Genomic DNA, 14608 nt, shown 5'->3' on the forward strand with positions numbered 1-14608 from the left:
CGGGCGTCAGCCCTTCTCGGCGCCCTCGTTCGCGCCCCGGACGAAGTACCGCTGGAAGACCACGAAGATGATCGCCACCGGGATGGTGGCCAGCAGCGCGGCGCCGAGCTTCAGCGGATACTGGTTGCCCTTGCCGAGCGAGCCACTGACCAGGTCGGCCAGCCCGCGTGGCAGGGTGAACAGGCCCGGATCCTGGACCGCGACCAGGCTGTGTGGAAGTTCGTTCCACGAGCCCTGGAACGACATGATGGTGACGGTGATCAGCGCCGGCCTGGCCATCGGCAGCACCACCGACCAGAAGGTCCGGAACGTGCCGGCGCCGTCGATCCGGGCCGACTCCTCGACGCTGACCGGAATCGACTCGAAGAACTGCTTCATCACGAACACCCCGGTCGCGTCGACCAGCAGCGGCACGATCAGCGCGGCGTAGCTGTTGTAGAGGCCGAGTTGGTTGAGTACCAGGAACTTCGGGATCAGCAGCACCACGGGCGGCACCGCCATCATCACGACCACCACCGCGAAGACCGGACGCCGGCCGCTGAACCGCAGCCGGGCCAGGGCGTAGCCGGCCAACGAGGCGAAGAACACCCGGCCGATGGTGACGACGACGGTGACCAGGGTCGAGTTGCCCAGCCAGAGCGGGAAGTCGGTGCCCTCGAAGATCCGCTGCACGCTGCTGAGGTCCAGCACGGAAGGCACCGGGGAGAGGGGGTTCGCCGCCGCGTCCGGCTCGGTCTTGAAGGCGTTGCCGAGTTGGATGACGAACGGATAGAGGAACACCAGCGCGAAGAAGACCAGTACGGCGTACCCGGCGAAGCTGGTCGCCAGGGCGCCCGGCCCACGGTCCCGGCGCGGCCGGCGGCCCTCCCGGTCCGGTGCCCGGCCCACCGCGCCCGGCCCCGGTTCGGTCAGTACGGCCATCTGGAGGACCTCCGTCCGGTCTCGCGGCCCCGCCGCCCGGGCCAGCGGATCCCGCGCCCGGAATCGCGCTCGCGCAGCAGCCACCTCTGCCCGACGGTCAGCACGATGATGATCAGGAACAGTACGAACGTGATGGCGGCGCCCGAGCCGTACTCGAAGTCCCGGAACGCGGTCCGGTAGGAGAGGTAGGCCGGGGTCAGCGTGGTCTTGGCCGGGTCACCCTGGCTCATCACGTAGATCTGGTCGAAGACCTGCCAGCTCCCGATCATGCCCAGGGCCAGCACCGTGAACAGGGTCGGCCGGATGGACGGCAGGGTGATGTACCGCAGGCGCTGCCAGCGGGTCGCCCCGTCCAGCCGGCCCGCCTCCTCCAGCGACTCCGGCACGTTCTGCAACGCCGCCAGGAACATCAGCATGAAGGTGCCGGAGGTGGTCCAGACGACCAGGATGATGATCGAGCACATCGCCACGCTGGGCCCGGAGAGCCAGTCCCACCAGGGCAGCCCGAAGGGCCCGCCTCCGGTGAGCGACTCCGGTGGGGTGTCCACGCCGACCGCACCGAGCAGGAGGTGCAGTACGCCCCGCGAGTCGGCGAACCACGCCGGACCGTCGATACCGAAGAGTCCCAGCAGCCGGTTCACCGCCCCCGAGTTGGCGAAGATGAAGAGGAACACCACGCTGATCGCCACCGAGCTGGTGACCGACGGGAAGTAGAACGCGGTCCGGAAGAACGACCGCCCGCGCAGCATCCGGTTGTTCACCACCAACGCGAGGAAGAGTGCGAGCACGGTCTGTGCCGGCACCACGATCCCGACGTAGTAGAGGTTGTTCCGGATCGAGGTCATGAAGTTCTGCCGGGCCAGCCCCTCCCGGGTGAACAGGTCGGTGTAGTTGTCCAGGCCGACCAGCGGCACCTTGCCGGTGAACGGGCTGCCCTGGCCGTTCCAGTCGGTGAGGCTCACCCAGAGCGCCATCAGGATCGGCACCAGCATGAACAACCCGAGGATCACCACCACGGGTACGACGAAGATCCAGCCGGCGGTTGCCTCCGCGCTGCGGATCCCACCCGGCCGTCGGGTACGCCGGGGTGTCGGGGTGGACGCGGTCCGGCCCGCGTCACCCGATCCGGTCAGTACGTCGGTCGCCATGTTCCTTCCTTCACCAGCTGGGGGATCCCGTCGGAGGCGGGGATCGGAGATCGATGGGACTGGCCCCGGCCACGACACGGGGGCGGGCCGCAGCCGGGGCCAGCCGGCATGGTCAGCCGCCGAGCGCGGCCTGGGTGTTCTTCTGTACGCGCTCCAGGAGCGCCTTCGGGTCACCCCGGTCCAGCCCCTGCAGGCCGGTGTCGAAGTCGGCCAGCACGCTGTCCATCTTCGGGGCGTTCACCGGCCCCTGGGCGTACTCGGCGCCGTCGATGTAGGCCCGGTCCGCCGGGTACGCCTGGGTGTACTGCTCCCGGGCGGCCTGCCGGGACGGCATCACCCCGAACGTCTTGGCGAAGGTCATCTGCTGGTCCACCGAGGTCATCGCCTCGACGAACTTGATCGCCTGCTCCTTGTATTTGCTCTTCGCGGCGATGCCCCAACAGTTGGTGAAGGAGAGCGTTGCCTTGGCCTTCGGCCCGGCCGGCAGCGGATGCACCGTGTACTTGATGTTCGGGAAGTCGTTCTGCAGAGCACCCTTGATCCAGTTGCCCTCGATCGTCATCGCCGCCTGACCCTTGCCGAACGCCTCGCCGGACCAGCCCGCGTCCAGCTGCTTCGGGTACCGGACGAGGCCCTCGGTGAGCAGGCTCTTGACGTACTGGAGGGCCTGGAGGTTCTCCGGGCTGTCCGCGGTGGCCTGCTTGCCGTCCGGGCTGGTGATCCAGCCACCGGACTGCTTGAGGAACGCGCCGATCCGGTCCCGGGTGTCGCCGATCGTGAGTGGGGTGATGCCCTTCGCCTTGAGCTTGCGGGCCGTCGCGGTGAACTGGTCCCAGGTGGTCGGGATGTCCGCGTCGGTCAGGCCGCCCTTGGCCCAGAGGTCGGTGTTGACCTGGAGGGCGAGCGTGGAGAAGTCCTTGGGGGCGCAGTAGAGCTTGCCGTCGTGGGTGAAGGCGGTACGCAGGCTCGGGTAGAAGTCGTCGGCGTCGGCGAGCCGGTCCCCGTACGGCTCCAGCGCGCCCACGTTGGCGTAGTCGGCGAACCGGCCGGCGTCGACGTAGAAGACGTCCGGCGGGGCGTCCCCGGCCAGCGCCTGGCCGAGCTGCTGGACGAGGTCCTGGGCCGGGGTGACCGTCGCGGTGTTGCCGGACGAGCTTGCCCAGCCGGCGGCGGCCTCCTGCACCGCCTTCGTCTCGGCGTCGCCCGAGGAGCCGATCATGATCTGCAACGCGGCCGGTCCACTGCTCTGGGTGTCCCCGGCGCTGTCGTCGTCGAAGCCGCTACCGCAGGCGGCGGAGGTCAACAGCGTCGCGGCGGCGACGCCCGCCACGGCTGCCCGGCGGATGAATCGTCTTGCCATCTCACTCTCCTGGTGGGGGATGCGGATCTTCCGGGATATGCGTCTGTCGGTCCTTCTGCCACCGGCTCGTACGGTGGCCGTGGTCTACGGGATTCCGGTCCGATTCCGTCCGGCCCGGCTCTGCCGGCGACGGCACTGCGCCGCTCCGCTCCCGACGGGCGGTCAGCCGCTCTGCCGCACCACCAGCGACGGCCGCAACAGCACCTGGTCCGGCCCGTCCGGCGTTCCGCCGGTCCGCGCCGCGCCGCCGTCGGGGTTCGGGTCGGGTCCGTGCCGCCCGTTGGCCGTGCCTCGCCGGCCACCGTCCAGCACGTCGGCGAGCAGGTCCATGCAGCAGGCCGCGGCCTGGGCCAGCGGCTGGCTGACACTGGTCAACCCGATGGCCTGGGCCACCGGTGTGTCGTCGAAGCCGGTGATGGCGACCTCCGGCCCTCCGCCGGTGCTGATCGGCCACCCGCCGGGTGCGCGTACCGCCTGGAGGGCGCCGAGCGCGAGCGAGTCGCTGGCGCAGACGATCGCGGTCGGTGGCTCGGCGGCGGCGAGCAGGTCCCGGGCCGCGGCCTCGCCCTGGGCGAACCCGTCCGGGGCGGCCCGGTCCAGGCCGGTCGGGTCGAGCCCGGCCGACCGTAGTGCGGTGACCCAACCGGAGCGGCGGTCGTCGCCCACCCCGGAGCCGGCCGGCCAGCCGAGGAAGCCGATCCGCCGATGGCCGGTGTCGAGCAGTCGTTGGGTGGCCTGGGCGACTCCGCTGGCACCGTCGACGTCGACCCACGGGTGTGCGGCCGGGATGGCGGCCCGGTGCCGCGACGCGGTGTCCGCCGGGTTGTCCCAGGGACGTCCGAAGGTCACGAACGGCACGTCCCGCTCGGCCAGCCAGGCGGTCCGGGCGTCGCCGTGGTCGGTGCCGGTGAGCACGAAGGCATCCAGGTCGTACGCGCCGAGCAGGCTGTCGTACGCGTCGATCTCGGCGCGGGCGTCGGCGGCGGTGTAGAGCATCACCCGGTAGCCGGCACTGTCGGCGGCCTCGGTCAGCCCGTGCAGGAACCGGTCGAGGACCGAGCCGTTCACCCCGTCCCGGGTCGGCTCGATCCGGACCGCGATCAGCCGGGACCGTCCGGTACGCATCTGCCGGGCGGCCTGGTTGGCCCGATAGCCGAGCGCGACGATCGCCTCCCGCACCCGTTCCCGGGTCTCCTCCCGGACCATGTGCGGGGCGTTCAGCACGTTGGAGACGGTCTGCCGACTGACCCGCGCCCGGCGGGCCACTGTCGCGATCGTCACTTTTTCCGACATAACTTCCCTCATCACCCCTCTTGAACGATCCAAACGAAATAAGGCATCATTGGATCGTTCAAGTTGCTGGAATGTTTCGCACTTTGCACCTCCCGCGACGATCTGTCAAGGCACCGCGTTCCACCCCCTGATCAGGAGTTCCTCGTGGCCGACCAGCACCTGCAACCGCTGCTGCACGATCTCGTGGGAGTCGTCCTGGCTCCGACCAGCGCGTTGACCGACGCGGACGGCCAACTGAGACCCGCCGGCGTACAGGGGGTCTTCCACGCCGACGCCCGGGTGCTCCGCCAGGCCGAACTCCGGATCGACGGCCGGGAACCGGAGGCCATCGGCAACGCTCCGGACGGCCCGCACGGCGCCCGGTTCGTCTCACTCGCCCGCTGGCTCGGCGATCCCGGCCCCGACCCGACCGTACGGATCGACCGGATCCGGCGGGCGGTGCCACGTGGACTCACCGAGGAGATCCACGTCGTCTCCACCGCCGCCGACCCGGTACGGGCCACCGTCACCCTCCGACTCGGCTGCGACCTGGCACCGATCGAGATGGTCAAGTCGGGCATCCCGGTCAGCCCGCTCGACGCCAAGAGCGGCCAGCCCGACCAGCTCAGTTGGACCGCCGAGGGGATCACCGTCACGGTCACCGGGGACGGCGCCGGTGCGCACACCGGGATCGAGGCGGGTGCTTCGGCCAGCCCGACCGATCCGACCGACGTCGTCGCGGACCCGGAACCGGCCGTACCGACGCTCTCCTGGTCGATCGACCTGCCGCCACGCGGCCGGACCGTGCTGCGCTGGCGCCTCCTGGTCGACGACCCCCGGGCGGTGGTGGTGACGCCGGCCCGGGAACCCGCCTGGTCCCGGCCCGAGGTGAGGGCGGACGACCCCCGACTGGCCCGGCTGCTCGACCGCTCGTTGGACGATCTCCGTGCGCTCCGGCTCGCCGAGGCCGACACGCCACACGAGGTGTTCATCGGCGCCGGAGTGCCGTGGTTCCTCACCCTGTTCGGCCGGGACAGCCTCTGGGCGGCCAGGATGCTGCTGCCGCTCGGCACCGACCTCGCCGCCAGCACGCTGCGGGTACTGGCCCGACGGCAGGGCAGCCGGATCGACGTACGGTCCGGCGAGGCGCCCGGGAAGATCATGCACGAGCTGCGCCGGCACGAGTTCGTCGCGGTCGGCAACGGACTGCGACTGCCCGCCGCCTACTACGGCACGATCGACGCGACCCTGCTCTGGGTGAGCCTGCTGCACGACGCCTGGCGCTGGGGACTCGCCGACGAGGAGATCGTCCCGCTGCTGCCGCACCTGGAGGCCGCACTGGGCTGGCTGGCCGAGCACGCCGACCCGGACGGCGACGGCTTCGTCGAATACCTCGACGACAGCGGACAGGGGCTGGCCAACCAGGGCTGGAAGGACTCGCACGACTCGGTCCGGTTCCGCGACGGCAGCCTCGCCCGGCCACCCATCGCCCTGGCCGAGGTGCAGGGCTACGCCCATCGCGCGGCACTGGACGGCGCCGCCCTGCTCGACGCGTTCGACCGGCCCGGTGGCCAGCGCTGGCGGGAGTACGCCGCCGCACTCGCCGAGCGGTTCCGGGCCCGGTTCTGGGTGGACGGTCCGCTCGGCGCCCACCCCGCCCTGGCGCTGGACCGGGACAAACGGCCGGTCGACTCGCTCACCAGCAACCTGGGCCACCTGCTCGGCACCGGCCTGCTCTCCCGTACCGAGTCGGCCCAGGTCGCCGACCTGCTCGGCGGGCCCGCCCTGGCCGGCGGATTCGGGCTGCGCACGATGTCGGCCGAGGACGCCGGCTTCAGCCCGCTCTCGTACCACTGCGGATCGATCTGGGCCCACGACACCGCGATCGCGATCGGCGGGCTGGCCGCCGAAGGATTCGCCACCCAGGCCGCCCGACTGGCGGACGGTCTGCTCAGCGCAGCGGAGGCGTTCGACTACCGGCTCCCCGAACTGTACGGCGGCGACGACCGGACGACACTGGGCCGACCACTGCCGTACCCCGCCGCCTGCCGCCCCCAGGCCTGGTCCGCCGCAGCCGCCGTGGTCCTGCTACAGGCTGCGGTCGGCCTCTACCCCGACGTACCAGCCAACCGGATCGAACTCCGGCCCCTCGCCACCACACCCTTCGGCGCGATCACCGTCCGAAGGCTCCGGGTCGCCGGCAACCCGGTCGACATCACCGTCGACCACGCCGGCACCGCCACCCTCCGCAGGTAAGGAAGGGCCCCTTCTTATCGCTTTTTGTATAAGAAGGGCCCCTTCTTAACACCTGACGCAGGACGCCTCAGGCGAGGAGATCGTCGATGCCGACCGTGAGGCCGGGACGCTGCGGGACCGAGCGGACGGCCAGCAGGACGCCGGGCATGAACGAGGTGCGGTCGTACGAGTCGTGCCGGATGGTGAGCGTCTCACCGGTGGTGCCGAACAGCACCTCCTGATGGGCTACCAGACCGGCGGCCCGAACCGCGTGCACCCGTACCCCGTCGATCTCCGCGCCCCGCGCGCCCGGCACCTCGTCCTTGGTGGCGTCCGGCGCGGCTCCGAACCCGGCCTCGGCACGGGCCTGGGCGATCAACCGCGCGGTGTGCGTGGCGGTACCGCTGGGGGCGTCGAGCTTCTTCGGATGGTGCTGCTCGATGATCTCCACCGACTCGAAGAACCGGGCCGCCCGCGCCGCGAACTGCATCATCAGGACCGCGCCGATCCCGAAGTTGGGGGCGATCACCACCCCGACCCCGGGCTTGTGGGACAGCCAGGTACGCACCCGGTCCAGTCGCTGCTCGGTGAAGCCGCTGGTGCCGACGACCACGTTGATGCCCTGCTCGATACACCAGTGCAGGTTGTCCATCACCACGTCCGGGGTGGTGAAGTCGACCACCACCTCGGCACCCGCGTCGGAGGCGTTGAACAGCCAGTCGCCCTGGTCGATCATCGCCACCAGTTCGAGGTCCTCGGCGGCGTCGACCGCCCGGCACACCTCGATGCCCATCCGGCCACGGGCCCCCAGCACCCCGACCCGCAACGGATCCCCCGACAGCGGGCTCGAGGGCTCCGGGGACGATCCGGCCTGGGCTTCACGCTCGTCGCTCACGCGGCACAACCTATCCCACCCGGCAGGTCCGTCCGGAGGTGTCCCCCGGATCACCGTCACGCCGGGAAGGCGCCCCGGATCACCGGTACGCCGAGGCGGCAGGTGGTTCAGCCGGCCTCGGCCGGGAAGTCACCCGCGCCGAACGGCCCCACCACGGCCAGCGACATCGGCCGGGACAACAGCTCGGCCGCGAGCGCGTTGACCTCGTCCGCGTCGACCGCGTCGATCCGGGCCAGCAGGTCGTCGACGGAGAGCAGGTCGCCGAAGAGGAGTTCCCCCTTCGCGAGCCGGCTCATCCGGGACCCGGTGTCCTCCAGATTGAGTACGTAGGAGCCCTTCGCCATGCCCTTGCCCCGGGCCAACTCGGCGTCGGTGACCCCGTGCGCGGCGACCTCGGCGAGTTCGGCGCGGATCAACTCCAGCACCTCGTCGACCTTGCCCGGCGCGCAGCCGGCGTAGACGGCGAACAGACCGCTGTCGGCGTACTGGCTGGAGTAGGAGTAGACCGAGTAGGCCAGGCCCCGGCGCTCGCGGATCTCCTGGAAGAGTCGGCTGGACATGCCACCGCCGAGCACGTTGTTGAGTACGCCGAGCGCGAAGCGCCGATCGTCGAGTCGGCCGATGCCCGGACAGCCGAGCACCACGTGGGCCTGCTCGGTCTCCTTGTGCTCGACCAGGTTGCCGGGCCGGCCCGTCCGGACCCGTGAGTCTGCCGGCCGCAGCGGCGCCGGCGTGCCGGGTTCGCTGTCGAGCGGGGTGCCCCGGACCGCCTGCCGTACCAGCTTGACCACCTCGGCGTGGTCCAGGTTGCCCGCCGCCGCGATCACGATCGACGGCGCGGTGTAGCGGCGCCGGTAGAAGCCCTGGATCTGCCGGCGCGACATCGGGGAGACCGTCTCCTCCGTGCCGGAGATCAGTCGGCCCAGCGGATGGTCTCCGTAGATCGCCTGGGCGAGCAGGTCGTGCACCTCGTCGCCGGGCTCGTCGTCGTGCATGGCGATCTCTTCGAGGATCACCCCGCGCTCGGTCTCGACATCCGCGGCGTTCAGCACCGAGTCGGCGACCAGGTCGCACATCACGTCGATGGCCAGCGGCAGGTCCTCGTCGAGCACCCGGGCGTAGTAGCAGGTGTATTCCTTGGTGGTGAAGGCGTTCGTCTCGCCGCCCACCGCCTCGATCGCGGCCGAGATGTCCAGGGCGCTGCGCTTCCGGGTGCCCTTGAACAGCAGGTGCTCCAGGAAGTGCGAGACGCCGGACTGGGGCCGGGTCTCGTCCCGCGAGCCGACCGCCACCCAGATGCCGAACGACACGCTGCGCATCGTGGGGATGGCCTCGGTGAGCACCCGGAGCCCGCTGGGCAGCACCGTGCGGCGTACCGTGCCGCCGAGTGGATCGCTGTCCACCACCCGGGTCACCGCGCGGGCCGGTCCAGCACCAACGGCAGAGCCGGCACGGCCGACCGCGGTGGAGCCGGCAGGGATGCTGGTGGGAACGCCGCTGGCGCCGGGGATCGACGCTCGTTTCGCCCGACTCAAGGGACCATGGCTCCTAGCTCGATGAAGCGGTGCCGGCACGTGCGGCATGCACCGCGCTGACCTGCGCACACGTGCGGCGCAGGTCAGCGCGGGCGTGATGGATCAGCTGTGCCGGTTACGGCGACGGCGCTCGCCGCCGGCACCGCCCTCGCCGCCGCCGTTGCCGCCGCCGCCTTCGCCTTCGCGGTCACCCCGGGCCGGGCCACGGTCGCCACGGTCGCGGTCGCTCCGGTCACGCGGGCCCCGGTCGCCCCGGTCCCGGCTGGCCGGACGCTCGCCGCCCGGCGCCTGGGCCGGCGCCTCCTCGCCCTCGGGCCGCACCTTGTCCAGGTAGATCTTGCCGCGGGCGTCGATGTCGGCGATCGACACCTCGACCTTGTCGCCGACGTTCAGGAAGTCCTCGACCCGCTCGACCCGCTTGCCGTCGCCCACCTTGGAGATGTGCAGCAGGCCGTCGCGGCCGGGCAGCAGCGAGACGAACGCGCCGAACGCGGCCGTCTTCACCACCGTGCCGAGGAACTTGTCGCCGACCTTCGGCAGCGTCGGGTTCGCGATCGCGTTGATCCGCTCGACCGCGGCCTCGGCCGACGGACCGTTGGTCGCGCCGACGTAGATGGTGCCGTCGTCCTCGATCGAGATCTCGGCACCGGTCTCGTCCTGGATGGCGTTGATGGTCTGGCCCTTCGGGCCGATCACCATGCCGATCTTGTCGACCGGGATCTTGACGGTGGTGACCCGGGGGGCGTAGTCCGACATCGTGGCCGGAGCCTCGATCGCGTCCTCCATCACGCCCAGGATGACCTGCCGGGCCTCGTACGCCTGCTGCAACGCGGCGGCCAGCACGTCGGACGGGATGCCGTCGAGCTTGGTGTCGAGCTGGAGCGCGGTGACGAACTCCTTGGTGCCGGCGACCTTGAAGTCCATGTCGCCGAAGGCGTCCTCGGCACCGAGGATGTCGGTCAGCGTCACGTACTGGGTCTTGCCGTCGACCTCGTCCGAGATCAGCCCCATCGCGATGCCGGCCACCGGCGCCTTGAGCGGCACACCGGCCGAGAGCAGCGCCAGGGTGGAGGCGCAGACCGAGCCCATCGAGGTGGACCCGTTCGAGCCGAGCGCCTCGGAGACCTGACGGATCGCGTACGGGAACTCCTCGCGACTCGGCAGCACCGGAATCAGTGCCCGCTCGGCCAGCGCCCCGTGCCCGATCTCGCGCCGCTTCGGCGCACCGACCCGGCCGGTCTCACCGGTGGAGTACGGCGGGAAGTTGTAGTTGTGCATGTAGCGCTTGTGCTTCTCCGGGGAGAGGGTGTCCAGCGCCTGCTCCATGCGCAGCATGTTGAGCGTGGTGACGCCGAGGATCTGCGTCTCGCCGCGCTCGAACAGTGCCGAGCCGTGCACCCGGGGCAGGACCGCGATCTCGGCGGTCAGCGGACGGATGTCGCGTACGCCGCGACCGTCCATCCGGACCTGGTCGCGGAGCACCCGGGCCCGCACCTCGGACTTGTTCAGCGAGCGGAACGCCGCACTGATCTCCTTCTCCCGGCCCTCGAAGTCGGCCGCGAGCTGCTCGACGACCCGCTCCTTGATCCGGTCCAGAGCCTCCTCGCGATCCGCCTTGCCGGCGATCTTGAGTGCCTCGGTGACCTCACCACGGGCGGCACCGACAACGGCGTCGTAGACGTCGTCGTGGTAGTCGAGGAAGACGGGGAACTCGGCGACCGGCTTGGCCGAGACCTCGGCCAGCTCGCTCTGCGCCCGGCACAGCTCCCGGATGGCCGGCTTGGCGGCCTCCAGACCGCTCGCCACGACCTCCTCGGTCGGCGCGGGGGCGCCACCGGCGACCAGCGCGACGGTGTGCTCGGTTGCCTCGGCCTCGACCATCATGATCGCGACATCGCCGTCCGGCAGGGCCCGGCCGGCGACGACCATGTCGAAGGTGGCCCGGCCCAGTTCCTCGACGGTCGGGAAGGCGACCCACTGGCCGTCCACGTGCGCCATCCGGGTCGCCCCGATCGGGCCGGAGAACGGCAGGCCGGAGATCTTGGTGGAGAGCGACGCGGCGTTGATCGCGACGACGTCGTACGGGTGCTGCGGGTCGAGCGCCAGCACGGTCTCGACGACCTGGACCTCGTTGCGCAGGCCCTTGACGAACGAGGGGCGCAGCGGCCGGTCGATCAGCCGGCAGGTGAGGATGGCGTCCTCGCTGGGCCGGCCCTCGCGGCGGAAGAACGAGCCGGGGATGCGACCCGCGGCGTACATCCGCTCCTCGACGTCGACGGTCAGCGGGAAGAAGTCGAACTGCTCCTTCGGCTGCCGTCCCGCCGTGGTCGCGGAGAGGACGACCGTCTCGCCGAGTTGGGCGATGACGGAGCCGGCGGCCTGTCGGGCGAGCCGGCCGGTCGAGAAGGTGATCTCACGGGTGCCGAAGGACCCGTTGTCGATCACTGCGGTGCGATGCTCGCTGCCGAGCGTGTTGTTGGTACCTGGTGTTTCGGTCATGGTGCGCTAGCACTCCTTCGATCGGGGGCTGCGACCTCCCTCCGCGCCGGTACGTCCCGGCGCGGGACCGTGGCCAGAGGAGCTGCTCAGACGGCCGGTCTTCGATCGAAGCGCCCGGGGCGCCGGCGATGCCGGCCGGCCCGGGGGCCACTACCGAGGACCGGTGCGTCGACCGGCTCCCCGTCGGGTGGTCGCGCTGGCCCCTGGTGGGGTGGCGACGAGGCGGGTGGAGCGGCCGTCCGTCGGTACGCGCCAGTGGCAGCGACACCTCAGACGGCCACTCCCCCGCTCAGGTCACCGCCGCAGGCCGAGCCGCTCGATGAGCGACCGGTAGCGGCTGATGTCCTTCTTCTGCATGTAGTTGAGCAGCCGGCGGCGGCGGCCGACCAGCAGCAACAGACCACGACGGCTGTGGTGGTCGTGCTTGTGCACCTTCAGGTGCTCGGTGAGGTCGGCGATCCGCTTGGTCAGCACCGCGACCTGCACCTCGGGCGACCCGGTGTCACCCTCGACGGTCGCGTACTCCTGCCGGATCTTGCTCTTTGCTTCCTGGTCGAGCGCCATATCTCCCTGTTCCTGGATTGTCGCGTACGTCCACGGATCCGGTCCGGGGACCGGGGGTGGACGACCTCGCACCCGCGGCGTCGTGCAGGCACGCGAGGCCACGCCGGTAACCCGACGTCCCCGTCAGGTTACCAGCCTGGCACGGTTCGTCCGAGTCAAGGGCTCACGGGTTCCGGTCGGAGCCGCGTCGAGCCGCCAAGATCCCCAGGTCAGACCAGGTCAGCGCCGGGTCAGCGCCGGGTCAGGCCAGGGCCCGGCGGGTCTGGGCGACGTCCTCGGCGATCTGCGCGACCAACGGCTCGATGCCGTCGTAGGAGCGCATCTCCCGGAGGTACGCGACGAAGTCCAGGGCGAGCCGCTCACCGTAGAGATCGTCGGAGAAGTCCAGGACGTACGCCTCGATCCGACGCTCACGGCCGGAAAATGTCGGGTTCGTCCCGATCGAGACGGCGGCGGGCAGCCGTTCCGCGCGTTGCCCCGCCCGGCCGCCCCGGCGGATCAGCCAGGCCGCGTAGATCCCGTCCGCCGGCACCGCCGCGTAGCGGTGGCAGAGCAGGTTGGCAGTCGGAAAGCCGATCTCCCGGCCCCGCTGGTCGCCCCGGACCACCACGCCCTCCAGCCGGTGCGACCGGCCGAGGGCCGCCGCCGCGGCGGTGACGTCGCCGGCGGCCACGCAGGCCCGGATGTAGGTGGACGAGAAGACGGTGTCCTCGTCGGAGACCAGCGGCGCCCCCTCGACACCGAACCCGAAGGTCCGGCCCAGCCGCTCCAGCAGCGCCACGTCACCGGCGGCCCGGTGCCCGAACCGGAAGTTCTCCCCGACCACCACCAGCGCGGCGTGCAACTGCTCGACCAGTACGTCGTGCACGAACGCCTCCGGCGACAGCCGGGAGAAGTCGGGGGTGAACGGCACCACGCAGAGTACGTCCACCCCGAGCGCCTCGATCAGCTCTGCCTTGCGGGCGGGTTCGGTCAGCACGGCCGGGTGCGAGCCCGCCCGTACCACCTCGGCCGGATGCGGGTCGAAGGTGACCACGACGGACTGCACGCCCATGTCCCGGGCCCGCTTCACGGCGTGCCCGATGATCGCCTGGTGACCCTTGTGTATCCCGTCGAAGACGCCGATGGTGACGACCGACCGGCCCCAGCCGACCGGTGCCCCGTGGTACCCCCGCCACCGCTGCATTCCTGATATTCCTTCCTGCCCGCCTGGTGTGCTCAGGCCGGCGCGAGCACGATCTCGGCCCGGGCCCGTCCGGCCCGCTCGCTGACGATAGCGATCAAGCCGCCCTCCGGGTCGAAGACCGCGTAGGGGCCGACGATGCCGGCCGGCTCCAGCGGACCTCCGTGCGAGAGCACCTTGGCCTCGTCGGCGTTCGCCCGGCGCTCCGGGAAGAACCGCCGGGCCGCCGCCTCGACCGAGAGGTTGACCACGTCCGGAGCCCGCTCCTCCAGGGCCGGCAGGGTCAGCGCCTCGACGAGGGTGAACCCGCCGACCGCGGTACGCCGCAGCGCGGTGAGGTGTCCGCCGACACCGAGCCCGGCACCGAGATCCCGGGCCAGCGCCCGGATGTACGTCCCGGACGAGCAGTCCACCATCACGTCCACGTCGAGTACGGCGATCCCGTCGACCGACTCCCGCCGGACGGCCAGTGGTTCGAGTCGGGAGACCGTGACCCGGCGTGCCGCGAGGGCCACGGTCTCGCCGTCGCGTACCCGCTTGTAGGCCCGCTGGCCGTCGATCTTGATGGCGCTGACCGCGCTCGGCACCTGGTCGATCTCGCCGGTCATCGCGGCGAGACCGGCGTGGACGGCGGCGTCGGTGACCTCGCTGGCCGGGGCGGCGCTGACCACCTCGCCCTCCGCGTCGTCGGTGACCGTCGACTGGCCGAGCCGGATCGTCGCGGCGTAGCTCTTGCCGGCGCCGATCACGTACGTCAGCAGCCGGGTGGCCCGGCCGACCCCGATCACCAGTACTCCGGTGGCCATCGGATCCAGCGTCCCGCCGTGCCCGACCCGGCGGGTCCGGGCCAGCCGGCGGATCCGGGCGACCACGTCATGCGACGTCATGCCGCCGGGCTTGTCGACCACGATCAGACCGTCCACGCTCACGAGCGCCAAGCGTGCCAGACGGCCCGGCGGCCCGACCCGCGCCCCGCCCATCCGTGACGCGGACCAA

Annotated in this window: 11 protein-coding genes; 1 reads left to right on the forward strand and 10 read right to left on the reverse strand. The window is 71.2% G+C overall.

The features are described from left to right. Positions 1-6 precede the first annotated feature (6 nt). From ACFP2T_RS14005 to ACFP2T_RS14020, 4 genes are all read right to left on the reverse strand, one after another. Positions 7-921 carry a carbohydrate ABC transporter permease gene (locus ACFP2T_RS14005; RefSeq protein ID WP_377421490.1) on the reverse strand — a complete coding sequence of 305 codons (915 nt, stop codon included), beginning with the start codon at positions 919-921 and terminating at the stop codon, positions 7-9. Then, complete coding sequence (locus ACFP2T_RS14010) at positions 909-2069, reverse strand: carbohydrate ABC transporter permease (protein WP_377421492.1); 1161 nt, start codon at positions 2067-2069, stop codon at positions 909-911. Before ACFP2T_RS14010 ends, ACFP2T_RS14005 begins: the two co-directional genes overlap by 13 nt. 112 nt (positions 2070-2181) lie before the next feature. Then, positions 2182-3429, reverse strand: a complete 1248-nt coding sequence (locus tag ACFP2T_RS14015) for a sugar ABC transporter substrate-binding protein (protein WP_377421494.1) — start codon at positions 3427-3429, stop codon at positions 2182-2184. A gap of 162 nt (positions 3430-3591) precedes the next feature. Then, complete coding sequence (locus tag ACFP2T_RS14020; protein ID WP_377421496.1) at positions 3592-4722, reverse strand: substrate-binding domain-containing protein; 1131 nt, start codon at positions 4720-4722, stop codon at positions 3592-3594. Positions 4723-4866: 144 nt separating this feature from the next. Between ACFP2T_RS14020 and ACFP2T_RS14025 the strand changes: the two genes are divergently transcribed. Next, complete coding sequence (locus ACFP2T_RS14025; protein WP_377421498.1) at positions 4867-6957, forward strand: amylo-alpha-1,6-glucosidase; 2091 nt, start codon at positions 4867-4869, stop codon at positions 6955-6957. 67 nt (positions 6958-7024) lie between these two features. On the opposite strand, the gene dapB is transcribed toward ACFP2T_RS14025, so the two are convergent. The 6 genes from dapB to truB form a co-directional block, all read right to left on the reverse strand. Next, positions 7025-7777: a 4-hydroxy-tetrahydrodipicolinate reductase gene (dapB, locus tag ACFP2T_RS14030; RefSeq protein ID WP_377422809.1), complete on the reverse strand. Its 753-nt coding sequence runs from the start codon at positions 7775-7777 to the stop codon at positions 7025-7027. Between the two features lie 161 nt (positions 7778-7938). Next, positions 7939-9366: a M16 family metallopeptidase gene (locus ACFP2T_RS14035; protein WP_377421499.1), complete on the reverse strand. Its 1428-nt coding sequence runs from the start codon at positions 9364-9366 to the stop codon at positions 7939-7941. A 102-nt stretch (positions 9367-9468) separates the two neighbouring features. Beyond that, entirely contained in the window at positions 9469-11865 is a 2397-nt protein-coding gene (locus tag ACFP2T_RS14040) for a polyribonucleotide nucleotidyltransferase (protein WP_377421501.1), read from the reverse strand. A gap of 294 nt (positions 11866-12159) precedes the next feature. Then, on the reverse strand, positions 12160-12429 hold the full coding sequence (gene rpsO, locus ACFP2T_RS14045) for a 30S ribosomal protein S15 (protein ID WP_377421503.1): 270 nt from the start codon (positions 12427-12429) through the stop codon (positions 12160-12162). A 241-nt stretch (positions 12430-12670) separates the two neighbouring features. Then, positions 12671-13615: a bifunctional riboflavin kinase/FAD synthetase gene (locus ACFP2T_RS14050; protein WP_377421505.1), complete on the reverse strand. Its 945-nt coding sequence runs from the start codon at positions 13613-13615 to the stop codon at positions 12671-12673. A gap of 32 nt (positions 13616-13647) precedes the next feature. Then, on the reverse strand, positions 13648-14592 hold the full coding sequence (gene truB, locus ACFP2T_RS14055; protein WP_377421507.1) for a tRNA pseudouridine(55) synthase TruB: 945 nt from the start codon (positions 14590-14592) through the stop codon (positions 13648-13650). Positions 14593-14608 lie beyond the last annotated feature (16 nt).

It is taken from the genome of Plantactinospora solaniradicis (assembly GCF_042658085.1).
In the GTDB taxonomy this organism is placed as follows: domain Bacteria; phylum Actinomycetota; class Actinomycetes; order Mycobacteriales; family Micromonosporaceae; genus Plantactinospora; species Plantactinospora solaniradicis.